This window comes from Pelagibacterium sp. 26DY04 (genome assembly GCF_031202305.1).
Lineage (GTDB): Bacteria > Pseudomonadota > Alphaproteobacteria > Rhizobiales > Devosiaceae > Pelagibacterium.
In genome coordinates this window covers 844,722-871,460 of the sequence record NZ_CP101731.1, presented here as the reverse complement: position 1 = coordinate 871,460, position 26,739 = coordinate 844,722, and the positions used below count along the sequence as shown (strand labels likewise).

The window sequence follows — 26,739 nt, the reverse complement described above, 5'->3', positions numbered from 1 at the left end:
GGCGCGGAGTCCCTATATTTAAGTTTTCGTCAACCATGGGCGCTTTGCGCCCTTGGGTTGGACAAGACGGACAGGACATGACGCTCGACCGGACCAGCGCAGAACAGGCCCAAATCCTGGAGCGGCTCGAAAACGACCCGCACCCGGCCTGGCTGTGGCCAGCCGAGGGGGAACGGCCGGCCTGGACCAACAGGGCGGCCGGATTGTTCGGCGCCCGGATGGCGGACGGCGAAGTCAAAAGACGCGAGCCGGCGGTTCCGGTCAAAGGGCAGATCGCGCGAATCCTGCGGCTTGGCCTCGTCGGGCAACCCACGCTTTCGCGCATGCACTTTCTGGCCGGACGCAAACCGCTTTCGGCCACCTGCCGCTGCACGGTGATGCGGCTGGACGATGACGCTCCATACCTGCTGATGGTGGGGGTGGACCCGATCGCGGCCGAGATCTTCGATGCGGCGCTGCAAAGCGAGCCGGCAGTCGAGACGACCGAGCCCGAGAGCGTTGCGCCGGCCACCGAAGAGGATGGCGATAGCCCGGACGCGGCGCCCACGCTGGAGGGCTTGTCCGCACTGGTCGATAAGCTTGCCCAGCACCAGACGCTTTTCGAGCCGCTTGAAGCCGACGATGACGGGTCCTTCCCCGGCCCGGTTCCCGGCCGAGACTATGCGGCCATCGCCTATGACGCTGAGGTCGAAGCGAACAGCGGCGCGGGGCAATCCGATTGGGGCAATGACGATCCGCTGGCGCAGGAGGAAGCCGCCTTTGCCGCCGATGGCCAGCAAGACCGGGGAGCGGAACGGGCTGGTCTCTGGCAGGTGACCGGGCGCGGGCTCGTGCTGCCCAAAACCGAATACCAGGAGCCGCTCGAGACGGGTGGCGAGGAGCCGGACGCGGCCTCGGAGGCGGTGGAACAGACGTCGCGCTATAATTTCGAGGAGCTCTCGCGCATCCTCACCGACCGGATCGGCCGCGAGGAGCCGAGGGAGGAAGCGCCCACTCCCCTGCCCCGGCAAACGAGCGCGCGCGGGGCGCTTGTGCCGCTTTCGGAAGAAGCATTGGTGCTCAATCGGTTGCCGATCGGCATCCTGATCTTCCGCGACCAGGATATCCTTTTCGCCAACCGGGCGCTTGTTGACCTGACGGGCTATGAGAACGCCACGACACTGCGTGGCCTGGGGCTGGCGGCGGTCTTTCCCACCATCGATGCGGGCGAACCTGCCGGACCGGTGAGCCATCTTGTGCGCCGGGATGGCGCCAAGGTGCCGGTCAATGCGCGGCTTAACGCCGTGACCTGGCAAGGCAAGCCGAGCTTCATGCTTTCGGCGCGGGCGAGCGAGATCGAGCCGCTGCGCGAGGCGGAAGTGAGCCAGTTTGCCCAGCTTTGGGCCAAGGTGGCCGGGTTCGACTTCGTCACCGCCGACCGGGCGGGCATCGTCACCTCATTCGTCAAGGGAACTGCGAACGGGCTCGATGTGAGCGAGGGCGCGCCGCTCACCGTGCTGGTGGCGCGGGCCGAGCAATCGGCGCTGCGCCAATTCCTGGGCCTGCCGGCGCGCTATGCTGGCGGAGTGCGGCCCGCGATCGCGCTCAAGGGCACACGGGCGGGGCAGACGCTGACGCTGTTTGCGGAAGGTCGGGCGGGGATCGTTTCAGGCTATTTCGGGCTCCTCGGCGGCGCGGCGACCTCTGGCGCAACCACCGGCAAGGGCGCATTGCCCGCCGCGACGCTGGGCCGGATCACGCGCGGGCTGCGCCGGCCGCTCAACACCATCGCGGGATTTTCCGAGTTGATCGCTTCGGAATCCTTCGGACCGCTCGCCAATCCGCGCTATCTCGAATATGCCCGCGACATCCGTTCAGCGAGCGCGGAGATCGGCGACCTTGCCGACGAGCTCGACGATTTCGTGCGGCTGGCCGAGGGCGAGATGCAGGTTTCGCCGGCCGATGTGGATATCGCCACGCTTCTGGCCGAATGCCTGGTGCGGGTGCGCGGACAGGCCAGCAAGGAGCGCGTGCTGCTGCGCAGCGCGATCAGCGAGCGGCTGCCCATGGCGCGGGTGGACGCGGCAACGCTGAAACAGGCCGTGCTCAACATGCTGGCGAGCGCCATAAGCGAAGCGGGCGAAGGCAGCCGCGTGGTGCTTTCAGGGCAGGTCGAGGACGACCGCTCGATCTCCATCCATGTGCGCGATGGCGCCAAGGCGCCCGGGGCGCTGGCCGAGCGGTTCGTGGTGTTCCGCGATGGGGTGGCGGCGGACGGCACGCAGCGCAAGCCCAGCCAATCGAGCATCGGGCTGACGCTCACGCGCTCGCTGGTGGCGGTCAATGCCTGTTCGTTGAGCCTCGATCCGGCGAGCGAGAGCGGGACGCTGATGACGCTGACGATTCCGGCGAGCCTGGTGGTGCGATAGGGTTTATCAGGCGCTGGTTGTCGCCACTGCGCTGCGCACCCCTCATCCGACCTTTCGCGGCAACCTTCTCCCTCAAGGGGAGAAGGGCGCCCCGTGGCAACGTCCGGCCAAACATCGACCCTGGCTGGGCTGTAAACGCTGCGCCCCCTCATCCGTCTCGCTTCGCGAGCCACCTTCTTCCACCAAGGGAGAAGGGTAGGAAGTGGCAGCCCTGCGGTAGCCGCGTCGGGCTTACGCCTTGGGCTTGGCAGGAGTCTTTCGGGCGGTGGTGGTCTTCACCGTGCCGGCCTTGGATGTCGCCGATTTGGTCGCCGAGCTGGCGCGCGCCGGTTTAGCGGGGGTAGCGACGGCGCCGGCTGAGCCGACGATTCCGGCGTCGGGCGTGCCCTCTTCCATCGGGTTGGCGGGCTCGGCTGACGCGGAAGATGCCACCGTGGGCGTAGCAACGCCGCCGTTCAATGGGGCGCCGGACGCATCGAAGAGGTGGTAGAGATCACCCTTGGGGCGGAACGAGACGGTATCGCCGGAACGATAGGGAGCCTTGCCGTCCTGGCGGATGATCACCGCTTCCTCTTCGCCGATATCGACATAGATGTAGCTGTCCGAGCCCAGGTCTTCGGAATAGATCACCTTGCCCGACCAATTGCCCGTGCCGTTGGGGGCGATTTCCATGTGTTCGGGGCGGACGCCGACCGTGGCGGCCTTATAGACCTCGGCATATTTGCCGTGCAGGAAATTCATCTTGGGGCTGCCGATGAAGCCGGCGACGAACAGGGACTGGGGGTGGTCGTAAAGCTCCATGGGCGTGCCGACCTGCATGACCTTGCCGTCCTTCAAGACCACGATGCGATCGGCCAGCGTCATGGCTTCGACCTGATCGTGGGTGACGTAGATCATGGTGGTGTCGGGCAGCGATTCCTTGAGCTTGGCGATCTCCATGCGGGTCGCGACGCGCAGGGCGGCATCGAGGTTGGAGAGCGGTTCGTCGAACAGGAACACCTGTGGGTTGCGCACGATGGCGCGGCCGATGGCGACGCGCTGGCGCTGACCGCCCGAGAGCGCCTTGGGCAGGCGATCGAGGTACGGGCGGAGCTGGAGCATGTCGGCGGCGGCTTCGACCTTCTGGCGGATTTCGTCCTTGGGCGTGCGGGTGAGTTTTAAGGAATAGGCCATGTTGTCGAAGACCGTCATATGCGGATAGAGCGCATAGGACTGGAACACCATGGCGATGCCGCGCTTGGACGGCGCCACGTCGTTGACGACGCGCCCGCCGATCTCCAGCTTGCCCGAGGATATGGTCTCGAGCCCTGAAATGGTGCGCAAAAGCGTGGACTTGCCGCAGCCGGAGGGACCAACGAAGACTATGAACTCGCCCGACTTGATGTCGAGATTGATGTCTTTCAACACCTCGACATGGCCATAGCGCTTGTAAAGATTGGTAATCTTCAAGTCAGACATGGTCCCCTCCCAGTTTCCTTTTAGCTTATGCTTGCAATATAGGCCCCGAACGGGCCGAAACTCAACCGAGTGCCGGTGAGCTGACCATCCGAGCCGGGCGCGCCGGCATCGGTGGGGGACAGCCCTTCGGGCAGATCGTAGTCGACCGGTTCGGTGGACATGTTGAAGGCGCAGAACAGGGTGCGCCCGTCCAGCGAGCGGGTGAAGGCCAATACCCCTTCGGGGGTTCCCTCGATCACCTCGATATCGCCCTTGACCAGCTCCGGATGCTCCTTACGGAAGCGCAGCACGGCACGGTAGAACGAGAGCGTCGAGTTGGCGACATTGTCCTGCTGGTCGACGGCATACGCCAGGTGCTGGGCGGGAACCGGCAGCCATGTGCGATCGGCGGCGGAAAAGCCGCCATTGCGGACATGGGCGTGCCAGACCATGGGGGTGCGGCAGCCGTCGCGGCCCTTGAATTCGGGCCAGAATTCGATGCCGTAAGGATCGACGAGATCGTCATAGGCGATCTCGGCTTCAGTGAGCCCCAGCTCCTCGCCCTGGTAAAGGCAGACCGAACCGCGCATGGTCATCAGGAGCAGCGCGGCCTGATTGGTGAGGCGCCCCTCATGACCGTGCGGCGCCCAGCGCGAGACGTGGCGGACGACGTCGTGGTTGGAAAAGGCAAGGCAGATCCAGCCTTCGGGCGCCTTTTCCTTTGTCATCCTCAGCGCTTCGGCGAAATGGCGGGCAGTGTATTCGCCGCCCAGATAATCGAAGGTGTAACACATATGGAGCTTGTCATTGCCTGAGGTGTATTGGGCCATGACTTCAAGCTGATGCTGGGCGTCGCCGATCTCGCCTACGGTGGTCGAGCCGGGATATTCATCGAGCAGGGCGCGTACGCGCTTTAAAAACTCGACGTTTTCGGGTTGGCTCTTGTCGTAGAGATGTTCCTGCAGATTGTAGGGATTGACCGCCGGCGCCGTCGAGGCGCTGTAATCCTCGGGCCGCACGGGCGGGTTGGATTGCAGCGTCTGGGAGTGGAAATAAAAGTTCACGGTATCGAGGCGGAAACCGTCCACGCCGCGCTCGAGCCAGAAGCGCATCTCGCCCAAAAGCGCGTCCTGCACCGCCGGGTTGTGGAAGTTGAGGTCCGGCTGGGCGGTGAGAAAGTTGTGCAGGTAATACTGCATGCGCCGCCCGTCCCAGTGCCAGGCCGAGCCGCCGAAGATCGAAAGCCAGTTGTTGGGGGGGCTGCCATCGGGCTTGGGATCGGCCCAGACATACCAATCAGCCTTTTCATTGGTGCGGGACAGCCGGCTTTCAGCAAACCAGGGATGGCGATCCGAGGAGTGGGAGATCACCTGGTCGATGATGACCTTGAGACCAAGGGAATGGGCCTTTTCCACGAGGCGATCGAAATCTTCCAGCGTGCCGAAGGTGGGATCGATGTCGCGATAGTTCGAGACGTCGTAGCCGAAATCCTTCATCGGCGAGGTAAAGACCGGCGACAGCCAGACGGCATCCACCCCGAGATCGGCGACATATTCGAGGCGCGAGGTGATGCCGACGAGATCGCCCACACCGTCATTGTTGTGGTCCTGAAAGGAACGCGGATAGATCTGGTAGATCACCGCGCCGCGCCACCAATCACGGGCTGCGGGCGAGATGTCTTCCGGGTGGACATACTGCCTGGACTCGGGCGCAAAATAACTCATCGCCGAGCGAACTCCCCTAAGCGAAGAACGGCCGGACCGGGCCGGCGCGCGTTCAAAAATTCAAGACCCTGACGGAGACCGGCCTCGTGCGGCGGGCCAGCTCTCCATTATGCCTTACGACTTGTTTCCAAAACGTTTTGGCTTTGCGTGCTTACGCCGGCCGTCGTGCCGCCGTCAATCGGGACTTGCGCTCGGGCGCGCAATGTTGTGCATGTGTGACAAGCCCAGTGTGACCGATCCATGACAAGGATTGCCGGGCGTTGGCCCCGCGGGTCGGAGGAGCCCGGAAAAACGACGATGACCACTCCACCCCGCCGCTCGCGCAAGCAGGGCGGCTCAACAAGCAGAAACGTCACGATCAAGGATCTGGCGGCCGAGCTGGACGTTTCGATCACCACGATCTCGCGGGCGCTCAACGGCTATACCGATGTGGGCGAAAAGACGCGCGAGAAGATCGTGGATGCGGCGCGGCGGCTGGGATATACGCCTAACCGCAATGCGCAGCGGCTGGTGACGCAGCGCTCCCACTCGATCGCCTGGGTGCAATCGGACGACGACAACAAATTCGTCGATCCGCATTTCGTGGAGGTGATGGCTGGCGTTTTGCGCGAGGCGCGCATCGATCACTACGATATCGTGATGACTTCGGAGACGCCGGGGCGCCAGCTTGCCACCTATGAGCGCTATGTACGCGACGGGAGCGTGGACGGGTTCATCGTCGACCTGCCCCGCCCCAACGATCCGCGCATCAGCTTCCTGCTCGAAGCGGGGGTGCCGTTCGTGGTGCATGGGCGCGAGGAGCGGCAGGGCCAATATGGCTGGGTGGATGTCGACAATTACGGCAATTTCTACAATCTCACCAAGCTGATGATCGCCAATGGGCACAGGCGGATCGCCTTCATCAATGGCGACGAGCGGTTCCTTTATGCAACGACGCGCCGGCAGGCGGTTTACGATGCGCTGGCCGACCATGGCCTGCCGCCCGAAACGGTGACCTATTTCGAGGGCACCCACCCCATGGTGGAGGCGGGGTTCCAGTTGACCGAGCTGGCGCTGGCCGATCCGTCAATCACCGCCTTCATGTATTCGTCGATCCTGATGGCGGTGGAAGGGGTTTCGGCGGTGACGCGGGCAGGACGCATGCCGGGGCGCGACGTGATGATCGCCTCGATGAATGACGAGCTGCAATATCTCAACCTCGCGCCCATCGAGGGGCAGATCACCTATGTGCGCTCATCGCTGCGGGCGGCTGGACGGGCGCTGGTGGCCGAGGTGATCCGGCAGTGCGAACGGAAGACTGTGTCGGGGACGTTGATTCCGTCCGTGTTCGATCTGGGGGATGGGGTTGATGGCGGGGCGATCGCGGAGAGTGTGGAGGTAGCTTGAAGGCCAACTTTTGGCCTGGTCGCCCGTTGACGCTCAGCGCACCCCTCATCCGACCTTTCGCTTTCAGCGAAAGCCCACCTTCTCCCTCAAGGGGAGAAGGGTAGCTCGTGGTGACGTTTCGGCAAGAACTCCGACGTTGACCAAAGAGCCTCCCTCTCCCCTTGAGGGAGAGGGTCGGGGGTGAGGGGTGCGCTGAGTCACTGCATCAGCCAAGGTGCGCATGGAACCTCAGCGCACCCTCATCCGCCCCTCCGGGGCACCTTCTCCCCTTCAAAGGGAGAAGGAAAGATTGGCGCTGGCGCTATCCCCCCTTGACCGAACCGGCGAGCAGGCCACGGACGAAGTAGCGTTGGAGGGAGAAGAAGACGACCAGCGGCACGATCATCGAAATGAAGGCGCCGGCGGTCAAAAGTTCCCAATTGTTGCCGCGGCTGCCGAGCAGATTGATGAGGCGGCCGGTCAATACCAGTTCGGTGTTTTGCGAACCGAGGAAGATCAGCGCGACGAGCAGATCGTTCCAGACCCAGAGGAACTGGAAGATGGCGAAGGAGGCCAGCGCCGGAAAGCTCAGGGGCAGCACCATTGTGGTGAAGATCTGGAAGTGGCTGGCGCCATCCATGCGCGCGCTCTCCATGATCTCGCGCGGCAGGCCGACCATGTAGTTGCGCAAAAGAAATATGGCGAGTGGCAGGCCGAAAGCCGTATGCGCCAACCAGACCCCGAGATAGCCCTTGGCCTCGCCGCCGAAGACATCCGCAACGCCATTGTAGAAGCGCAGGATCGGGATCAGCGACATCTGCAGCGGCACGACGAGGAGGCCGACGATAATGGCGACCAGCACGCCGCGCCCCGGAAAGCTCATCCAGGCCAGGGCATAGGCGGCGAAGGCGGCGATGAGGATCGGGACGACGGTGGCGGGGATGGCGACAGTCAATGAATTGAGGAAGGACTGGCCAATGCCGTTGGCGGTGAGGACCGACCAATAGTTGTCGAGGGTGAAGCGCGGCGGCTCGCTGGCGCGGTAATAGACGCGCGGGCCGCGTTCGTGCTCGAACGGCGTCGCCGAGGTCCAGCGATAGGCGCCGTCGGGCTCGACAACCATCTGCCCGCCATCGCGCATTTCCACCGGTTGACCGACTTCGAAGGCTCCGGGTTCGCGGCTGGTGATGCCCACCGCGCTGACGGTCAGCCCCGATGATTCGTCCAGAATATCTCCGGATATGACGTATTGCCCGTTTTCCTCGACCTGTTCCTCGGCCCTACCCAGTGCGGCGGCACCGGTGGTTTGGGAGGTGGTGAGCGAGGTCCACCAGCCTGACAGAGCGAGTTGGTCGGCATCGCGGACCGAGGAGATCAAAAGGCCGGCGGTCGGGAAGGTCCAGAGCGCGACGATCAGCAACAGTGCGATATTGGCGACAAGCCGCCCCACCTTGATGCGGGACCAGATCGAAGCCCGATATTGCTCCTCGGCCGCCTCGGTGGCGGGGGCTGTGGTGGCGGTGCTCATCAGCGTGTCCCCTGCTCGCGGTTGGCGTTACGGATGTTCCAGATCATGATCGGGAGGACGGCGATAAGGATGACCACGGCGATGGTCGAACCGCGCCCGAAATCGCCCGAGCGGAACATCCACGAATACATGAGGTTGGCCAGAACCTCGGTCTGGAACTGACCGCCGGTCATGGCGAAGACGATATCGAAGACCTTGAGCACGGTAATGGTGATGGTGGTCCAGACCACGATCAGCGTGCCGGTGATCTGCGGGATCATGATGGTGAAGAAAATCTGAATGTCGTTGGCGCCGTCGATACGCGCCGCCTCGATGGTTTCTTCCGGGATGCCGCGCAGGGCGGCCGAGAGGATGACCATGGCAAAGCCGGTCTGAATCCAGATGAGGATGACCATCAGGAGGAAGGAGTTCCAGGGAATGATGGTGAGCCAGTTTTGCGGCGGATTGCCGAGGCCAGTGGCGATGGCGTTGAGGACGCCGATCTGCGGTTGGTCGGGGCCGCGATAGGCATAGACGAACCGCCAGATGACCGAGGCACCGACAAATGAAATCGCCATGGGCATGAAGATCAGCGATTTGGCGATGTTACCCCACCAGACGCGATCGGCCAGCACGGCGATGACCAGGCCGAAGGCGGTGGAGAGCGCCGGCACGATCAGCAGCCAGAGGAAATTGTTGAGCAGCGACTGGCGGAAATTGGCGTCGTTTATCGCCCAGATATAGTTGGAAAAACCCACGAAGCGCGAGCCATTGGCGTTGAACAGGCTCAGCCGGATGGTTTCGAAAACCGGGTAGACGAGATAGAGCGACAGGAACAACAGCGCCGGGGCGAGAAACAGCCAGGGCCGGATCGAGGTGCGCAGCCGATCCTGCCGCACCGAGCCTTCGGCGGACGCATCGCCGACAAGGAACTTGTCGAGCAGCCAATTGCTGCCCCAGAAATAGGCCACTGCCGCGGCAAGGGCCACGATCACCGCCAGGACGGCACCAAGAACCTGTTCTATCATCCCCCGCCTGCCCCCCTCACTGGCCGCTGATGCGGCTATTGTTGTTCCTCCATCGGAAAGCCCGATGGAAAAAGATTAATCCGAGGCGCGAGCCGCGCCAAGCCGGAAAGGCTGCGGGGTTAGCCCCGCAGCCGATGCTTGATCAGAGATTGTCCCAGGCGGCCTGGATCTGGTCGGCCGCTTCCTGCGCGGAAGCGCCATTCACGAAATCGACCATGCCGGTCCAGAACGCGCCAGCACCGATGGCGCCGGGCATCATGTCCGATCCGTCGAAGCGGAAGGTGGTCGCTTCGAGCAGGATTTCGCCCTGTGCGCGCAGCGCGTCGGACGAATAGACATCGACATTGGCGCCGGTATGGGCGGTCAGGAAGCTCGAATTGTCCTGCGCCATCCAGATTTCATGCGCGATCGGGGTCTTGAGATATTCGATGAAGGCGCGAGCCGCATCGGAATCCGAGGTGATCGACACGAGCGTGCCCGAACCCAGGACCGGACGGCCCAGATCGGCTTCGGCTTCATAGGGCGGCATGTAGAAGAAGTCGTAGTCGGTGCCCGCTTCGGTTCCTTCCGGGAAAAAGGACGCGATGAAGGAAGCCTGCTTGTGCAGGTAGCACTGGGGCGGGATGGTGAAGAGGCCCAGCGGGCTGTCACCAAACGCCGTGGTGGCCACGGCAGCCGTGCCGCCGGCGACATTGGCATCGTCCTTGACGATGGAGCCGAAAATCTCGATGGCCTCGACCACCTTGGGATCGTTGAAGGGCAGCTCGTTGGACACCCAGGCGTCATAATCTTCCGGGGTCTGGGTGCGCAGCATCAGGTCTTCGATCCAGTCGGTCGCCGGCCAGCCGGTGGCGCCGCCCGATTCAAGACCCACGCACCAGGGCACGCCGCCATCGGCCTTGATCTGTTCCTGCAGCTCGAAAAGCTGCTCCATGGTTTCGGGAACTTCATAGCCCATTTCATCGAAATTGATGGGCGAGTACCAGATCAGGGATTTGACTTCCTGCTTGAAGGGGAAGGCATATTGGGCCACCTCGCCGCCTTCGCCTTCGAACTGGCCAAGGGCCGACCAGGATTCCCCGGCGGCATAGTTTTCATCGATCCAGCTGGTGGTTTCCTCGCCCAGATCGACGAGCGCGCCCTGGCCCGCAAATTCGGCGAGAAGGCCGGGCTGGGGCAGAATGGTGATGTTGGCGGGCGAACCGGCTGCGATATCGATGCGGGCCTGTTCCTCGTAATTGGGCGAAGAGCCGAGCTGGGCGGTGACGCCGGTGGCTTCCTCAAAGAACGAGACGACGGCGCGCCACTGGGAGGCGTCACCCGGATCGTCCCGCCAGGGGGTCCAGAAGCTCAATTGCTGACCCTCAAGCGAGTCGCCATATTCGGCTTCGAAAGCGTCGAGCGAATCCCAGCTGAAATCGCCCTCGCCGCGGACGATATCCTGAGCGAAGCCGGACGTCGCGACAAGGGAAAGAGCCAGAGCGGACACTCCGGCCAAAAGGGTTTTGTGCATGTAGTCCTCCCATAGCACATGGCGACGCGAAGACGCGTCAAGCTGCCGCATACGACACTCCAAAACGTTTTGGCAACCAAAACGTTTTTGCCGGCCCAATTGAGGATGCGGGCTCTGACGTGCGGCACTTCGAGGGTTGCATAAAGTGTGTTGATTGCCAAGCATGTAACGCGGTTGCGATCCGGCCTGGAACCGCAGCCGGCAACTAAATGCGCAAACGTTAACCGGGTTCCCGATCGTAACTGGCTCGGGCTGCGTCGATGGCCGAAAGATTCTCGGCCGCCCAGGTGCTCAGGACCGTCACCGGCCCCTGCAGGGACCTGCCCAATTCGGTCAATTCGTACTCCACGCGCGGCGGCAGCGAGGGGATGACGGTGCGCTGGACGAGGCCGTCGCGCTCAAGGCCGCGCAGGGTGCGCGTGAGCATGCGTTGGGAGATATCCTCGATCGAGCGCAGCAATTGGCCGAACCGCAAGGGGCCCTCACCCAAGCGGGTGACGATCAGAAGGCTCCATTTGTCGCCGATGCGGGCAAGAACCTGGCTGACCTTGAGGCATTCGGCCGTGGGATGGGTCTGTTCCGAAGTCGTTACATTCATGTGCCTTACCTAACATCGAAGTGCCGTCTTGCGGGCTTTGAACGTGATCTTCATATACTGCAGGAACAAACAGTAACAAGGGGCAAGGTATGCCTGACTTTGGACACGAGCTTCTGTTCGGCACCTTCACCACCCCGTCAGCAAAAGATCCGCAGCACGCCGTTTCGGTGGCCCAGGCCGCCGAGGCGGCGGGGCTCGATGCGGTGACGATCCAGGACCATCCCTACAACTCGGATTTTCTGGACACCTACACGCTTCTGACCTGGATCGCGGCCACGACCAGCCGGATCAGGGTGGCGGCCAATGTGAGCAATTTGCCGCTGCGCCCGCCGGTCGTTCTGGCCAAGGCAGCGGCCAGCATCGACCTGCTGTCGGGCGGACGCTTCGAGATGGGGTTGGGCGCCGGCGGGTTCGGCGACGCGATCAAGGCGGCCGGCGGGCCGGACCTCACCGCAGGCCAGCGCGTGGACGCGCTTAAGGAGGCGATCGAGGTAATGCGCGGGGTGTGGGACACCAGCCGTGCCGGTTTGAAGCATGAGGGCGAGCACTACAAGATTGCCGGGCTGCGGCGCGGGCCGAGGCCTGCCCATGAGATCGGCATCTGGCTGGGCGCCTACAAGCCGCGCATGCTGGCGCTGACCGGGGCCAAGGCCGACGGCTGGCTGCCTTCGCTCGACTACATCAAATCGCCCACGATCGCTGAATCGAACGCCATGATCGACGAGGCGGCCCTCGCGGCGGGGCGGCAGCCTTCGGACATAAAGCGGCTGCTCAACATCATGCGGCTGTCCGGGGAAACGGCTGGGGAGTGGATCGAGCAGTTGACGGGGCTGGTGCTCGAGCACGGGTTTTCGGGTTTCTTCTTCGGTGGCGACGATCCGGAGATGATCCGCACGCTCGGCGAGGAGATCGCGCCTGCCGTCCGCGCGGCTGTGAGCCAGGCGCGGGCGCAGACCGGGACGGCTGCGCCGAAATCGAACCGGGCGCTGTCCAAACGCGTCGAGGGGATCGACTATGACGCCCTGCCCGCTGCTCTTTCCGACCGGGCGATCGAGCCGGGGGATTTCCGCTATGACGGGGTGCGTCATTCCTATGTCTGGTCGGGGCGGCCGGGCCTGGTGATCAAGCCGCAAAACGCCGGGGAAGTTTCCGAGGCGGTGCTTTACGCCCGCGCGCAAGACGTGCCGCTTTCAGTGCGGAGTGGCGGGCATGGGATCAGCGGACGGTCCACCAATCGGGGCGGCATCGTCATCGACCTGGGGGCGATGAACGGGATCGAGGTGTTCGATGCCGAACGCGGGCTGGTGCGATTGGGGCCAGGGGCACGCTGGAGCGAGGTCGCCGCCAAGCTTGCCGAGCATGGGCTTGCGATGAGTTCGGGCGATTATGGCGGCGTCGGCGTGGGCGGCCTCGCGACGGCGGGCGGGCTTGGCTATCTGGCGCGCAAGTTCGGGCTGACCATCGACCATGTGGTGGCGGCGGAAATCGTTCTGGCCGATGGGCGGCTCGTGCGTGCCGATGCGGAAAACGAGCCGGACCTGTTCTGGGCCATTCGAGGCGCGGGCGGCAATTTCGGGATCGTCACGGCGTTCGAACTCGAAGCCTATCGGTTGGGCAATATCGTGCAGGCGATCCAGGTGTTCGATGGCAGCGACATGGCGGGCGTTCTGGAGCGCTGGGGCGGACTGGTCGAAGCCTCGCCGCGCGAGGTCACCAGCTTCCTGATGGCGGTGGGACGGCGCGGCGACCAGCCGCCCGTGGCGCAGGCGATCACGGTTTATGCCGGCGAGGATACCGACGCGGCGGCCGAAGCCATCAACGCATTGTCCGAAGCCGGGCCGATCATCGAGCAGAGGGCCTATCTCGTGCCCTACCCTGCGATCATTGCGCAACCGGGTGGGGAGCACCGTGGTGGGGGCGCGGTGATCCGCTCGGGGCTGGTGGAGCATTTCACGCCCGAGATTGCCGGACGGGCAAGCGCCCTGCTCTCCTCCGGAGCGGCCAATCTGCTGCAGGTCCGCTCGGTGGGCGGAGCGGTCAACGACGTGCCGAGCGATGCGATGGCCTATCCGCACCGGACGCAGAATTTCTCGCTGATCGCGGCAGGCAGTCGGGGAAGCGCGGACGTGCTCGACGCGCTTTGGAACCAATTGCGGCCGTTGCTCGACGGAATGTATCTCAACTTCGAGACCGATACGCATCCCGATCGGCTGGCCGAGGCCTTTCCCGAGCCGGCCTTGTCCCGACTGCGGGCGCTCAAGCGGCGCTACGATCCGGACAATGTGTTCAACCAGAACTTTGCCATTCCGCCGGCGGAGGAATTGCGGGAGGTGGGATAGCAGCCGCGAGAGTGCTTTTGGCAGACTCAGCGCCCACCGTGGTGATTGCTTAAACTCGCCGCACCCTCGTCCGCCCCTTCGAGTTCCCTTGTCCCTCAAGGCCTCGAAGACCACACAAGGCCCCGAGGCAACGGCTGCCTCGGCTACGCCACCTGCGAACGGTTGGCGCCGGTCAGGAGCGTCTGGAAGGCGCGGTAGGAGGATTTGGGGGTGCGCTTCTGGGTCTTGTAATCGACGTGAACCAGGCCGAAGCGCTTGTTATAGCCTTCGGCCCATTCGTAGTTGTCGAGCAGCGACCAGCCGAAATAGCCGCGCACGTCGGCGCCGCGCTTTTTGGCCGCCAGTACCGAACCCAGATGGGCATCGTAATAGGCGACGCGGCGGGGATCGTCGGTGCCTTCCACCTCGGCCATGCCGTTTTCGGTGACGTAGAGCGGCAGATCGGTGTAGTCGGCCGAGATGCGGGTCAGGATTTCCTCAAGGCCCTCGGGGAAGATTTCCCAGCCGATATCGGTCTTTTCAAGTGGGCCATCGACCTTGCGCAGTGGGAAGGCGCCGCGCTCGGGGTCGTGCTCGTAAAGGCCGCGGGTATAGTAATTGACGCCCAGCCAGTCGATCGGGGTGGAAACGACGTCCATGTCGTCCGCGTATTCGTCGGGCATGTGCGGATTGAAATGGGAAACGACATCGGCCGGATATTTGCCCTTGAACAGGCCGTCGAGATACCAGCGATTGAAAATGCCATCCCAGAGGCGCGCGGCGCCCATGTCCTCGGGCTTGCCGGTTGCGGCCTGGGCGATCTCGAAATTGCACACGATGCCGAGATTTTTCCCGCCCTGGGCGCGCATCGCGTTGATGGCAGTGCCATGGGCGAAAAGCACATGGTGGGATGCGCGGGCGGCGGCGCGGATATCGCGGTAGCCCGGAGCGTGAGCGCCCAGCATATGCGAGAGGAAAGCGACGCACCAGGGTTCGTTGATGGTGGCGATGGTTTCGAGGCGGTCGCCGAAATGCTTGTGCACCAGGGTGGCGTAATCGGCGAACCAGTTGGCGATGTCGCGATTGAGCCAGCCGCCCTTGTCCTGCAGGGCGCTGGGCAGATCCCAATGGTAGAGGGTGGCGAAGGGCTTCAGCCCCCGCTCCAGCATGCCGTCGATCAGGCGATCATAGAAATCGAGACCCTTCTGGTTGACCGGCCCCACGCCCTCGGGAATGAGGCGCGGCCAGGCGAAAGAGAAGCGGTAGGCGTCGAAACCGCCATCGGCCAGCAGGTCCAGATCCTCCGGCCAGCGGTTGTAATGATCGCAGGCGATCTTGCCGGTTTCCCCATTGTGGACATTGCCGGGGGTGGCCGAAAAGCTGTCCCAAATGGACGGGCCACGCCCATCGGTTTGACCGCCCTCGATCTGATAGGAAGCGGTTGCGGTGCCGAAAAGGAAACCGTCGCCGAAATCGGCGCGCTTATGGCTGAACATGGGTGCTCTCCGCCCGAAGAAGTTTTTGTAATCGGTTACATTAGAGGTAGCAGGGTTTGGCGAATTTGTCACGCGGGAGGATATTTCCTATAGGAAATCTTCCGACAGGACCCGCCGGAGCTCCCCGTGACCTCGACCCTTACGTATTCAGAACTCGTCGCTCTCTTGCGGGCCATTTTTCTGCGGCATGGCACGCGCGAGGACGTCGCGGCGCTTCTGGCGGAGAACTGCGCGATGTGCGAGCGAGACGGCGCCTATAGCCATGGCATCTTCCGCATGAAGGGTTATGTCGATTCCCTCAGTTCAGGCTGGGTGAACGGGAAAGCCAACCCCGTGCTCGAGGATGTCGCTCCCGCCTTCTGCCGCGTGGACGCCGACAACGGTTTTGCCCAGACCGCCTTGGCGCTGGGGCGCGACATGGCCATCGAGAAGGCACGGGCGAACGGGGTTGCCATTCTCGCCATCCGCAATTCCCACCATCTGAGCGCCCTTTGGCCCGACGTGGAGCCGTTCGCGCAAGATGGAATCCTGGCGCTCAGCGCCGTCAACAGCTTTGCCTGTACCGTTCCCTTCGATGGCAAGAGCGCTCTGTTCGGGACCAACCCCATTGCCCTTGCCACGCCGGTCGCGGGAGCGGACGAGCCGCTGGTCTTTGATCTTGCCACCTCGGCCATGGCCAATGGCGACGTTCAGATTTCAGCCCGGACCGGCAAGAGCCTGCCGCCCAATTCGGGCGTGGACGCCCAGGGGCAGCCGACCACCGATCCGCGGGCGGTGCTCGATGGCGGCGCGCTCCTGACCTTCGGCGGGCACAAGGGCTCTTCGATTTCGATGATGGTCGAGTTGCTGAGCGCGGCGCTCACGGGCGGCCATTTTTCCTTCGAGTTCGACTGGTCGGGGCATAAGGGTGCGCAGACACCCCATACCGGGCAGTTCATCCTGCTGATCGATCCGGCCCGCGGTGGTGCCGAACGGTTCGGGCTGCGGGTCGAGACACTGATCGATCGGATGAAAGCGGCAGGGGTTTCGAGACTGCCGGGGGACCGGCGGCTCGAATATCGGCGAAGGGCCGCCTGGCACGGCATTCCCATTTCGCACGACAACCTTGCTGCGCTTGAGGCATTGGCCGCAGCGTAGAAGTCACACTTAGCTGCGCGGCGAGACCGTTTCTGTAAGCTGGCGCGCGACAGTGAGGAAAGCCTGGGCTTCCGGGCCGTCGGGGCTGGTTGCTACGGCGGGGCGGCCGGCGTCGGCGCCCTCGCGGATGGCCATCACCAGCGGGATTTCGCCAAGGAAGGGGATGCCGAGTTCGCCGGCTGCCGCCCTGGCGCCACCATGGCCGAAAATGTCGTAGCGGTTGCCGGTGTCCGGGGCGATGAAAAAGCTCATGTTTTCAACGATGCCCAGGACCGGCACATTGGTGCGCCGGAACATGTCGATGGCTTTTTGCGCATCGATCAGGGCGAGGTCCTGCGGGGTGGAGACAATCACCGCGCCGGTCAGCTCGACCTGTTGGACGAGCGAAATCTGGATGTCGCCGGTGCCCGGCGGCATGTCGACGACAAGTACGTCGAGTTCGCCCCAGGCGGTCTCCCGCAGGAGCTGGCGCAGGGCCGATGTGGCCATGGGGCCGCGCCAGACGACGGCCTGGCTGCCGGTCAGCATGGGGCCGATGGACATGGCCTTGAGGCCAAAGACCTCGAACGGCTTGAAGATGCCGTCATCGCGAACGGCAGGCTTGCCCTCAAGCCCCAGGAGCTTGGGAAGCGAAGGACCATAGAGGTCGGCATCGAGAATGCCGACTTTGAGCCCCTGCTGGGCCAGCCCGAGGGCAATGTTGACGGCGCAGGTGGATTTACCGACGCCGCCCTTGCCCGAGCCCACGGCAATGATGTGCCGGATGCCGGGAACCGGGGTCTTGGGCGGAGGCCCCGGGCGCTTGCCCGGCGTTTGCGGGGCGGCCTGGGCCGGGGCCTTGTCTCCGGTGAGCGACACCATGACCTTGCGGCCATCGGCAACGGCCTTGGCCGCTTCCTCGGCGGCGGTGCGGGCCGGGGCGAAGGCCTTTTCCATGCCCGGCGCCACCGAAATGGCAAAGGCAATGGCGCTCTTGGTGACGATGATGTCGGAAAGGCCAGGGAATTCGGCAAGCGAAGCGCCGCCGGGCACCTCAATGGTGCCCAGCGCCGCGCGGACTTTTTTCGCTACGTCTTGGTCCAACGCCGGTGTCAGATGATCGACTGACCGGTGGACTGCCAATCCTTGACGAAGGCGGCCAGACCCTTATCGGTCAGCGGGTGATCGGCCAGCTTCTTGAGGACTGCGGGCGGAATGGTCGCCACATCGGCGCCGGCCAGTGCGGCATCGGAAACGTGATTGGCCGAACGGATGGAAGCAGCCAGGATCTGGGTCGAGAAATCGTAATTGTCGTAGATCACCCGGATATCCTGGATGAGCTGCATGCCATCGAGATTGATGTCATCGAGGCGGCCCAGGAACGGCGAGATGTAGGTCGCGCCCACCTTGGCGGCGAGCAGCGCCTGGTTGGCCGAAAAGCACAGGGTGACGTTGGTCTTGATGCCGCGATCGGACAAGGTCTTGCAGGCCTTGAGGCCAGCCAGGGTCAGCGGAACCTTGATGACCACGTTGTCGGCGATTTTCGAGAGCACATCGGCCTCGGCCATCATGCCATCATAGTCGGTGGCAGCGACTTCGGCCGAGACCGGCAAGCCGGGCAGCAGGTCGCAGATTTCCTTGACCACTTCCTTGAAATCACGGCCCGACTTGGCGACCAGCGAAGGGTTGGTGGTGACGCCGTCGAGCAGGCCGGCATCGTGCAGCTCGCGGATCTCATTGATGTCGGCGGTATCGACGAAGAACTTCATTGTTTCCCCCTTCGGGATCATACTTTGGTCTAGGACCCAAGGTGTAGCACAGAGCGGCTTTGCCGCAACTGATTCAGGCCTGTCAGCGTGTCGCACCGACAATGGCATCGGCCAGGCGCTGGATGCGCTCATCGGCCAGGCCGGCGATGTTTATGCGGCTATCATCCAACATATAGACAGCATTTTCGGCTTTTAAATGGTTGACGGTTTCGACCGGCAAGCCAAGCAGCGAAAACATGCCCCGGTGCTCGGCCACGAAATCGAAATCGGTCGAATTGGACCGCGAACGGATGGCATCGGCCAGCGCCTGACGGTTGGAAATCATGCGGTTGCGCATGGCCTCCAACTCCGCCTTCCACTCGGCGCGCAGCGCATCGTCTTCCAAAATGATGCGCACGATTTCCGCACCATGGTCGGGCGGCTGGGAATAGGCGCCGCGCACGACATTGAGCATCTGCGAATTGGCGACGTCGGCCGATGAAGGATCCCTGGCGACGACGATGGAACAGCCGACACGCTCGCGGTAGATGCCGAAATTCTTCGAGCACGAGGTGGCGCAGACGAATTCATCGATCTCGCGGGCGACGGCGCGCAGGCCGTAGGCATCCTCCTCGAGCCCATCGCCGAAGCCCTGATAGGCCATGTCGACCAGCGGGAAGGCGCCGGTGCGCTTGAGGGATGCGACGACCTGATCCCATTGCTCATGGGTGAGGTTGGCGCCGGTGGGGTTGTGGCAGCAGCCGTGCAGGAGGACGATGTCGTTCTTGCCCAGCTTGTCCAGCGTCGCCAGCATCTCGTCAAAGCGGACGCCGCGAGTTTCGGGATCGAAATAGGGGTAAGACGCGACCTTGAAGCCGGCCTGTTCGGCCATGGGCTTGTGGTTGGGCCAGGAGGGGTCGGAGATCCAGACCGTCGCATCGGGGTTGGCGCGCTTCAAAAGCATCAGCAACACCCACAGCGCCCCAGTGCCGCCCGGAGCCTGGGCGGCCCGCACGCGGTCGGCGGAAACGGTATCGCCCAGCGCGAGCCTGACCATGGCGGCGGCGAAACCCTTGTTGCCGGCCACTCCGATATAGGTCTTGGTCTTGGCGGTCGCGAGAATGCGTTCCTCGGCTTTTTTCACGGCGGACATGATGGGGGTGTTGCCTTCGTCGTCCTTATAGACGCCGATGCCGAGGTCGATCTTGCCGGGCCGATCATCGGCGGCAATCTCGGCCATCAGCGCAAAAATCTTGTCCTGCGGGGCCTTGGAAAGGGTCTCGAACATTCTCGCTCTCGAAACTGGGAAGAAAGTGGCGCGCGGCCTTTATAGTTTCCCCCGGCGCTAATGCAATGGCCGGGGGAACACGGCAAGCGGAATGGTTTTGCGAAAAGCGGAGCCTATTAGAACTGGCGTCCGATCATGGCATCGACCGAGAAGCGATTGCCGCCGTGCATGACGAAATAGAACAGGATCGTCGACCACAGAATCGAGAGCTCCGCCCCCGCCCAGCCCTGATCCATGGCGATCCAGTGTGCGTAAACGGTGACGAGAAGAACGATCATGGTGGCGAAGGCGGCCGGGCGCGTGAGCAGGCCCAGGATGAGAAGAATGCCGCCGAAGAATTCGGTCATGGCCAGTAACGGCGACCAGAAGACGCCGGGAACGAACCCCAATCCCTCGACCATTCCGGCCATGCCCATAGGGTCGTTGATCTTGGGCCAGCCGTGGACGACGAGCGCCGCGCCGGCAAAGACGCGCATCAGCGTCTCGGAAATGGGCTTACCAGCCGCATAGATGCTGGCGAGCGCGGGAACGATGAAGCGGGGCTGGGGCTGGGAAATCGTTTCAGTCATGCTGGCGGTCCTTTTGCGAGGGGGTTGTCCTCCCACCGCACACGATCGCCAACCGGGAAACTAACTCAAGTTAAAAAACCGCAATCTGGCGCGCGGACCGGCTATGTTCCGGTCACGAACACGTCATAGCGCGTGGTCTTCCCCAGGATCTGGTGGCTGGGCTTGCGCAGGCCGTCGATGGGCGCGGCGCGCAGCGGCCATTTGAGCACCACGCGGCGGGTGGCGCTGGCCAAGGCCACCGCCATCAATTCCCGTGCATCGGGGTCGGCGCCTACGATATCGCGCAGATCGCGCATCTGCTTTTTGACCAGGGCCGATTTTGTGCGCTCGGGGTGCATTGGATCGACCAGAACCACTTCCGGTGCGAGTTCGGGCAGCAAGAGGCGGGAATCGCCATGGATGAGGGTCATGCGCCCGGTGATCACGGCGAGGTCTTCGCTATGGGCTGCGGCCCTAACCATAGCCTCGGCGAGTGCGGCATGGACCTCGGAGCTGCGCTCGATCAATGTCACCGAGGCGCCCAGCGAGGCGAGGAAGAACGCATCGCGCCCCATGCCGGCGGTTGCATCGACGATGCTGGGGACGACGCTGCCCTTGAAACCCACAGCGCGGGCGAGCGGCTGCCCCCTGCCTTCGCCGGCGCGGAAGCGAAAGCCCACGGCGCCGCCGATAAAGTCGATCACGAGTTTTTCGTTTTGACGTCCGGGGTCTGGCATTGCTCGATCCGAGGGGATATGTCCGGGGCATAGCCCCCGGCATCGCGACGCACAAGAGGCGTTGACGGACCTGGCCGGGGCGCAGACACTGGCCTTACCGTTTTCTCCTTTCTGGTTCCTTCATGCCCGTTCTCAACCGCGTTGCCGAATTCCACGCCGAAATCACCGCGTGGCGCCGGCAGCTCCATGCCAATCCCGAAATCCTCTACGACGTTCACGACACCGCAGCCTTCGTCGAAAGCAAGCTCCGGGAGTTCGGCGTCGACGAGGTGGTGACCGGGCTGGGGCGCACGGGCGTTGTGGGAATCATCAAGGGCAAGGGCAGTTCGGACAAGGTGATCGGACTGCGCGCGGACATGGACGCGCTGCCCATCACCGAGCAGACGGGCAAGCCCTATGCATCGGCCAATACCGGCAAGATGCATGCCTGTGGGCATGACGGACACACGGCAATGCTGTTGGGCGCGGCACGTCATCTGGCCGAAACGCGCAATTTCGACGGCACGGTGGTCGTCATCTTCCAGCCGGCCGAAGAAGGTGGCGGGGGCGGTCGCGCCATGGTCCAGGATGGGCTGATGGAACGTTTCGGAATTACCGAAGTGTTCGGCATGCACAACATGCCGGGCATCCCCTTGGGCGAATTCGCCATCCGCGAAGGCGGCATCATGGCGGGGACCGACCAGTTCGCCATCGACATCGAAGGCCATGGCGGGCACGCGGCCATGCCGCATCTGGCCACCGATCCTGTGATCGTTGCCGCCCACCTCATTACCGGGCTGCAGACGCTGGTGTCGCGCAATGTCGATCCGATCCGCTCGGCCGTGCTCTCGGTAACCACCGTCAACGCGGGAACGGCCTATAACGTCATTCCGCGCACCGCACGCCTCACCGGCACCGTGCGCACCCTGGACGAGGATGTGCGCCAACAGATGGAAGAGGGCATCAAGCGGCTCGCGCCCCAGCTTGCCCAAGCCTTCGGCGCCAAGGCGACAGTCAACTGGCTGCCGGGATATCCGGTGACCGTGAACGCGCCACGGCAGACCGACTTTGCCGCCGAAATCGCCCGCGAGGTGGCGGGCGAGGAGCGGGTCGTCGCCAATGTCGATCCCACCATGGGCGGCGAGGACTTTGCCTATATGCTCAATGCCCGGCCGGGGGCCTATATCTTCATCGGCAATGGCGACAGCTCGGACCTGCATACCGACACCTATGATTTCAACGACGAGGCCATCCCATTGGGGGTGAGCTATTGGGTGCGGCTGGCCGAGAGGGCGCTGCCGGCGCAATAGGAGCGGAGATGAAGATAGCGCTCCGCACCATTCTCACGCTGATCGTGTCCACGCTGGGCGCCTATGCCTTCGGGGCGTTGGGTATTCCGGGAGGAATGCTGATGGGCGGAGCGCTGGCGGTGATGATCGCTTCGCTTATCGGACTGCCCGCCCTCGTGCCCACGCGGCTGCGGGATGTGCTGTTCATCTGCGTCGGCCTTTCCATGGGTGCGAGCGTTGCGCCCGATACGCTGACCCTCATCGGTCAGTGGCCGATCACCCTTGGGGCGCTGGCGGCGGAATTGGTGGTTATCGTGGTTCTGTGCGGCGTAGTGCTGCGCCGGCTGTTCAAGTTCGATCCGGGAACCGCCTATCTGAGCTCGTTTCCAGGGCACCTTTCCTTCATCGTGGCCTTGGCGAGCACCGGGATCGGCAATTCGCGGCAGATCACCATCATTCAGGTGCAGCGCGTGGCGGTGCTGACGCTGTTTGCCCCGATAGGCGCGCTGTTCCTGCCGGTGGGTCAATATTCGGGCGCTTCGAGCGAACCCATGGTGCTCACCACGCTCGCCATGGTGGCGGCGGGGTGCGCGCTGGTTGGCTGGGCCTTCACCCGGTTCAAGGTGCCGGCCGCCTATGTGTTGGGGTCCATGCTGTTTGCGACGGTGATGAAGCTTACCGGCAATTTTCCCGGCGCGCTGCCACCCCTGTTCATCGACCTGACCTTTATCGGCATGGGTGCGCTGATCGGCTCGCGTTTTGCCGGCATCACGCGGTCCGAATTCATGCAGGCGGCCTGGGGCGGGACGGTGGCGACGACGATCACGGTGGCCGTGACCACCCTCTTTGCCATCGGCGTGAGCTTTTTCGTTTCCATGCCGATCGGCCAGCTTTGGCTGGGTCTTTCTCCTGGCGGGCTGGAATCGATGGGCTCGCTGGGGATCGCCCTGGGCTACGACACCGCCTTTATCGCCGCCCATCACGTGGCGCGGCTGTTGATGCTCACCTTCGCCATTCCGCTGGTAGTGATGCTCATCAAGGCCAACGAAGCCAAAGCGGCGACAGCCGCCGGGCAATAGAGGCTCACCCCTTGGCCAAGGTGAGCGAGAGAGTATCGGGATCGAACCCGGCGCCGCATTCGATAAAGGCAAACCCGTTGCCCTCGAGGGCCAGCGCATTCTCCTCGCGAACGGCGCCGCGCGAGATCGCTGCCGGCTCCAGCCCCTCGGGCAATCCCTTGATCGAGACGGCATGCGGGGTCGCCGAGAGGTTGAAGACGCACAGGATCACCCCGTCTTCCCCGATCCGGGCGTGGGCCAGGATCGGCTCGCTGATCTTGTAAAAGCTGATGTCGCCGTCGACCAGCGCCTGGTGGTCGCGACGGTAGCGGATGATGGCGCGGTAGTAATGCAGCAGCGAGCCGGGATCGGCTTCGAGCGCTTCGACATTGCGCTTGAGATGCGGGCCCTTGACCGGCAGCCAGGGTTTGACGTCGGAAAATCCACCGTACTGGGCGTCTGTCCAGGGCATGGGCGTGCGGCAGCCGTCGCGGCCCTTGTTCTCGGGCCAGAAGCGCAGGCCCGGCGGGTCGGTCAGTTCGGAATATTCGAGCTCGGCTTCGGGCAGGCCAAGTTCCTCGCCCTGATAGATGCAGATCGAGCCTTTGAGCGAGCTCAAAAGCGCAATCGCCAGGCGCCCCATGGTATCGGGATTGACCGCGTGAGATTCCCAGCGCGACATGTGGCGGTTGACGTCGTGGTTGGAAAAGCTCCAGCACGGCCAGCCATCGGGCGCACCCTTGAAGAATTTCTTGACCCGGGAGCGGAAATGCTCGGCGGAGAACGACGGCCCGAGCATCTCGAAGGAATAGCACATGTGCAAAAGATCGTCACCGGCGGTGTATTCGGCCATGATCTCGATGGCCCGGTGCGCCTCGCCGACTTCGCCTACGGTGGTGGTGCCGGGGTATTGATTGAGCAGGGCGCGGACGCGCTTGAGAAAGCCAATATTCTCCGGGCGGTTCTTGGAGAATTTATGCAATTGCATGCCATAAGGGTCGACTTCGAGCGGGGTTTCCTTTTCGCGTGGCGCCGGCGGATTGTTCCGTAGCCTGCTGTCGTGGAAATAATAGTTGACCGTATCGAAGCGGAAGCCGTCCACGCCGCGATCGAGCCAGAAGCGCATGGCCGCGAGCATGGCGTCCTGGACTTCGGGGTTGTGGAAGTTGAGATCGGGCTGGGAAATGAGGAAATTGTGCAGATAGTACTGCCGGCGGGCGCCATTCCATTCCCAGGCCGGGCCACCGAACACCGACGGCCAATTGTTGGGCGGGGTCCCGTCCTCGTTTGGATCGGCCCAGACATACCAATCGGCGCGGGGATTGTCGCGGGAGGACTTGGATTCGATGAACCAGGGGTGCTTGTCGGAGGTGTGGCTGAGGACCTGATCGATGATGACCTTGAGACCGAGGGCATGGGCCTTCTCGATCAGGGCATCGAAATCCTCGAGCGAGCCGAAAAGCGGATCGATATCGGTATAGTTGGATACGTCATACCCCATATCGTCCATGGGGGAGGGAAAGATGGGGGAGAGCCAGACGGCGTCCGCTCCGATACTGGCGACGTGTTCGAGCCGTCCCAGAATGCCGCGCAGATCGCCGACACCGTCGCCGTTACTGTCCTGGAAGGAGCGCGGATACACCTGATAGATCACTCCGCCGCGCCACCATTCAGTCATCAGCCGTTCCTCTCGTCGATGTCCAGTTGCCAAACCTTAACAGGCCCCCACACAAATGCGAGGGGGTTCGAACGGTTGCATGGCGGCATGCCAGTTCCCGAACTTGATTGGCGAACCCGGCTAGGGGCGCCGGCTCACCACGGGACGGCGCGGCAATGGACGAACAGGGCCATGCTCTCAATCCCCGGACCGTCGAAGGCGGTGATCTCCGTCTGATCGTGCTCTGGCTGTTGGGTTAGGCACGGGCGGAGCCATTGCGCGTTGACACCTGACGATGGTGCTATTTTGATCGCGTGACGACAATCAGGAGTCGGGAAACATCGATGCCTCACCACATGCTGCGCGCCGCCGACCGCCCCAAGGATGCGCCCAAGACCATCAAGTTCGAAGGCGCGCCCTATGGCGCGGCGATTTCCTTCTTCGCGGTCGTTTCCGATCCGGGCAAGCGAGTGGGACTGCACGTCCATCCCTATACGGAAACATGGATCGTGCAGGAGGGAACCGTGCGGTTCTTTGCCGGCGAGGACGTGGTCGAGGCGAGGCCTGGCGATATCATGATCGTCGAACCCGAGACGCCGCACGGGTTCGAAAATATTGGAGAAGACGTGCTCAAGATGATGTGCGTGCACGACTCCGAACGCATCATCCAGACCTTCCTCGATCCGGACGACGCTTGAACGGGCTTAGGCCGTGGTGGTCTGATCCTCGAGCCCAGCCTCAGGCACGTTCTTGCGAATCGATTCGATGGCGCTGATCGCTGAAGCCTTGGCCTTGTAGCCTTCCGACGAGAACATCGCTTCGCCATTGGACGCCCGGAAACGGAAGCGGAACTCACCGGCCTTATCTTTATAGACTTCGAATTTGTACATTGGGAAAGCCCTCGTAGGTGATCAAAACAAGGGAACAATTGCGCAAATCGCGCCGCTGGGCAACAGGGAGCGGGCCGCCTTCGTTTCGAACCTCAGGCCCCTAGAAGCAGAAGCCAACCGGTGATGGTAAAGAGCGAAAGCAATGTCGAAAGCAGGATCGTGTTGGCGGCGACGTCGGTGGCGCGGTTGTAATAGGTGGCAAAGATATAGACGTTGATGCCTGCAGGCATGGCGGCCAGCAACACGCCATAGCGCGCAATGTGCGGATCGACGCCAAGGACCGGCACCATAAGCAGCCAGGCAATCGCGGGATGGACGATCAACTGCATGCCGCTGGTCATCAAGGCCTGCGTCCAGGTCTCGCCCAACCGGTATTCATTGAGCGCCCCGCCCAGGCCGAACAGCGCCACCGGCATCACCGTCCCGGCCAGAAGCAGCGTCACTTCATCGGCGAGCCCGCCAAGCTCCAGACCCGCCGCATTGGCAGCAAGGCCCAAGGCGATGCCGATTAGGATCGGGTTGGAGAACGCCTTCCGCAAGCCCTGCCAAAGCGCGGTGGTCACCTTGCCGCCATCGCGCCGGACCAGTTCCATGACAAACATGCCCAGCGTCATCAGGATCGGCGCGTGCAGGCCGATGATGGAATAGACGATGGGCATGGCCTCGTCGCCATAAGCGCGCTGCATGACGGGGATGCCCACCAGAACAGTATTGGTGAACATGGCCGAAAAGCCCACCGCGACCGCTTCGCCCGGCCGGCGCTTGAAGAGGCGAGCAGCAAAGATCGCCCCGAGCGCGAGCACCGATACGGCGCCGGCATAATAAGGACCGATGATCGCCAGATTGAACGCCGCTCCGAAGTCCACATCGATCATGGCGCGGAACAACAGGCACGGCGTGGCGAAATTGTTCACATAGGCGATCAGCCCAGCCACGCCCGACTGTGGATAGAGCTTTAGCCGGACGGCGAAAAAGCCAAGCCCGATCAGGATGAAGACGGGGGCGATGACGTTGAGAACGGAAAGCATGCGGGCG

At 63.2% G+C, this 26,739-nt stretch carries 21 protein-coding genes and 1 pseudogene; 7 read left to right on the top strand and 15 right to left on the bottom strand.

Going from position 1 to position 26,739, the window contains the following annotated elements:
- Window positions 1-77: 77 nt before the first annotated feature.
- Window positions 78-2,408, top strand: a complete 2,331-nt coding sequence (locus tag NO932_RS04060) for a PAS domain-containing sensor histidine kinase (protein ID WP_309209801.1) — start codon at window positions 78-80, stop codon at window positions 2,406-2,408.
- A gap of 465 nt (window positions 2,409-2,873) precedes the next feature.
- Here the strand turns inward: NO932_RS04060 and NO932_RS04055 are convergent.
- Window positions 2,874-3,866 (bottom strand): annotated as a pseudogene (locus NO932_RS04055) (ABC transporter ATP-binding protein); the annotation flags it as partial.
- 20 nt (window positions 3,867-3,886) lie between these two features.
- The gene (locus NO932_RS04050; RefSeq protein ID WP_309209800.1) at window positions 3,887-5,569 is read right to left on the bottom strand and encodes an alpha-glucosidase family protein; all 1,683 of its coding nucleotides are present in this window, start codon (window positions 5,567-5,569) and stop codon (window positions 3,887-3,889) included.
- 297 nt (window positions 5,570-5,866) lie between these two features.
- On the opposite strand from NO932_RS04050, the gene NO932_RS04045 reads away from it, so the two are divergent.
- Window positions 5,867-6,955, top strand: coding sequence for a substrate-binding domain-containing protein (locus NO932_RS04045; RefSeq protein ID WP_309209798.1), 1,089 nt, complete (start codon window positions 5,867-5,869; stop codon window positions 6,953-6,955).
- A gap of 301 nt (window positions 6,956-7,256) precedes the next feature.
- Here the strand turns inward: NO932_RS04045 and NO932_RS04040 are convergent, their stop codons facing one another.
- From NO932_RS04040 to NO932_RS04025, 4 genes are all read right to left on the bottom strand, one after another.
- Complete coding sequence (locus NO932_RS04040; protein WP_309209796.1) at window positions 7,257-8,462, bottom strand: carbohydrate ABC transporter permease; 1,206 nt, start codon at window positions 8,460-8,462, stop codon at window positions 7,257-7,259.
- Window positions 8,462-9,466 (bottom strand): sugar ABC transporter permease, encoded by a 1,005-nt coding sequence (locus NO932_RS04035; RefSeq protein ID WP_309163646.1) that lies wholly within the window; start codon window positions 9,464-9,466, stop codon window positions 8,462-8,464. The genes NO932_RS04040 and NO932_RS04035 overlap by 1 nt, the downstream gene beginning before the upstream one ends.
- A gap of 145 nt (window positions 9,467-9,611) precedes the next feature.
- Entirely contained in the window at window positions 9,612-10,982 is a 1,371-nt protein-coding gene (locus NO932_RS04030) for an ABC transporter substrate-binding protein (RefSeq protein WP_309210979.1), read from the bottom strand.
- 220 nt (window positions 10,983-11,202) lie between these two features.
- Window positions 11,203-11,580 (bottom strand): helix-turn-helix domain-containing protein, encoded by a 378-nt coding sequence (locus NO932_RS04025; protein ID WP_309162431.1) that lies wholly within the window; start codon window positions 11,578-11,580, stop codon window positions 11,203-11,205.
- A gap of 89 nt (window positions 11,581-11,669) precedes the next feature.
- Here NO932_RS04025 and NO932_RS04020 point away from each other — a divergent pair, with 89 nt between their 5' ends.
- A complete protein-coding gene (locus tag NO932_RS04020; protein WP_309209795.1) occupies window positions 11,670-13,919 on the top strand; it encodes an LLM class flavin-dependent oxidoreductase in 2,250 nt (749 codons plus the stop codon).
- 143 nt (window positions 13,920-14,062) lie between these two features.
- Here NO932_RS04020 and NO932_RS04015 read toward each other — a convergent pair whose 3' ends face one another.
- Window positions 14,063-15,394 (bottom strand): GH1 family beta-glucosidase, encoded by a 1,332-nt coding sequence (locus NO932_RS04015; protein WP_309209794.1) that lies wholly within the window; start codon window positions 15,392-15,394, stop codon window positions 14,063-14,065.
- A gap of 126 nt (window positions 15,395-15,520) precedes the next feature.
- Between NO932_RS04015 and NO932_RS04010 the strand changes: the two genes are divergently transcribed.
- Window positions 15,521-16,531, top strand: a complete 1,011-nt coding sequence (locus NO932_RS04010; protein WP_309209792.1) for an Ldh family oxidoreductase — start codon at window positions 15,521-15,523, stop codon at window positions 16,529-16,531.
- Between the two features lie 9 nt (window positions 16,532-16,540).
- Here NO932_RS04010 and NO932_RS04005 read toward each other — a convergent pair whose 3' ends face one another.
- The 5 genes from NO932_RS04005 to NO932_RS03985 form a co-directional block, all read right to left on the bottom strand.
- Complete coding sequence (locus tag NO932_RS04005) at window positions 16,541-17,614, bottom strand: Mrp/NBP35 family ATP-binding protein (protein WP_309209790.1); 1,074 nt, start codon at window positions 17,612-17,614, stop codon at window positions 16,541-16,543.
- 8 nt (window positions 17,615-17,622) lie between these two features.
- Window positions 17,623-18,279, bottom strand: coding sequence for a fructose-6-phosphate aldolase (gene fsa / locus NO932_RS04000; RefSeq protein ID WP_309162436.1), 657 nt, complete (start codon window positions 18,277-18,279; stop codon window positions 17,623-17,625).
- Between the two features lie 82 nt (window positions 18,280-18,361).
- Window positions 18,362-19,546, bottom strand: a complete 1,185-nt coding sequence (locus NO932_RS03995) for an amino acid aminotransferase (protein WP_309209789.1) — start codon at window positions 19,544-19,546, stop codon at window positions 18,362-18,364.
- Between the two features lie 116 nt (window positions 19,547-19,662).
- Window positions 19,663-20,115: a DoxX family protein gene (locus tag NO932_RS03990; RefSeq protein WP_309209787.1), complete on the bottom strand. Its 453-nt coding sequence runs from the start codon at window positions 20,113-20,115 to the stop codon at window positions 19,663-19,665.
- A 101-nt stretch (window positions 20,116-20,216) separates the two neighbouring features.
- Window positions 20,217-20,831, bottom strand: coding sequence for a class I SAM-dependent methyltransferase (locus NO932_RS03985; protein ID WP_309209785.1), 615 nt, complete (start codon window positions 20,829-20,831; stop codon window positions 20,217-20,219).
- Between the two features lie 122 nt (window positions 20,832-20,953).
- Here NO932_RS03985 and NO932_RS03980 point away from each other — a divergent pair, with 122 nt between their 5' ends.
- Together NO932_RS03980 and NO932_RS03975 are read left to right on the top strand one after the other, a co-directional pair.
- The gene (locus NO932_RS03980; protein WP_309209784.1) at window positions 20,954-22,120 is read left to right on the top strand and encodes a M20 aminoacylase family protein; all 1,167 of its coding nucleotides are present in this window, start codon (window positions 20,954-20,956) and stop codon (window positions 22,118-22,120) included.
- An 8-nt stretch (window positions 22,121-22,128) separates the two neighbouring features.
- Window positions 22,129-23,178, top strand: coding sequence for an AbrB family transcriptional regulator (locus NO932_RS03975; RefSeq protein ID WP_309209782.1), 1,050 nt, complete (start codon window positions 22,129-22,131; stop codon window positions 23,176-23,178).
- A 4-nt stretch (window positions 23,179-23,182) separates the two neighbouring features.
- On the opposite strand, the gene NO932_RS03970 is transcribed toward NO932_RS03975, so the two are convergent.
- A complete protein-coding gene (locus tag NO932_RS03970; protein ID WP_309209780.1) occupies window positions 23,183-24,835 on the bottom strand; it encodes an alpha glucosidase in 1,653 nt (550 codons plus the stop codon).
- 323 nt (window positions 24,836-25,158) lie between these two features.
- Here NO932_RS03970 and NO932_RS03965 point away from each other — a divergent pair, with 323 nt between their 5' ends.
- Window positions 25,159-25,512 (top strand): cupin domain-containing protein, encoded by a 354-nt coding sequence (locus NO932_RS03965; RefSeq protein WP_309209778.1) that lies wholly within the window; start codon window positions 25,159-25,161, stop codon window positions 25,510-25,512.
- Window positions 25,513-25,518: 6 nt separating this feature from the next.
- Here the strand turns inward: NO932_RS03965 and NO932_RS03960 are convergent, their stop codons facing one another.
- Both NO932_RS03960 and NO932_RS03955 read right to left on the bottom strand, forming a co-directional pair.
- Window positions 25,519-25,704 carry a YegP family protein gene (locus tag NO932_RS03960; protein WP_309162448.1) on the bottom strand — a complete coding sequence of 62 codons (186 nt, stop codon included), beginning with the start codon at window positions 25,702-25,704 and terminating at the stop codon, window positions 25,519-25,521.
- Window positions 25,705-25,796: 92 nt separating this feature from the next.
- Window positions 25,797-26,732 carry an AEC family transporter gene (locus NO932_RS03955; RefSeq protein WP_309209776.1) on the bottom strand — a complete coding sequence of 312 codons (936 nt, stop codon included), beginning with the start codon at window positions 26,730-26,732 and terminating at the stop codon, window positions 25,797-25,799.
- Between the last annotated feature and the right edge of the window lie 7 nt (window positions 26,733-26,739).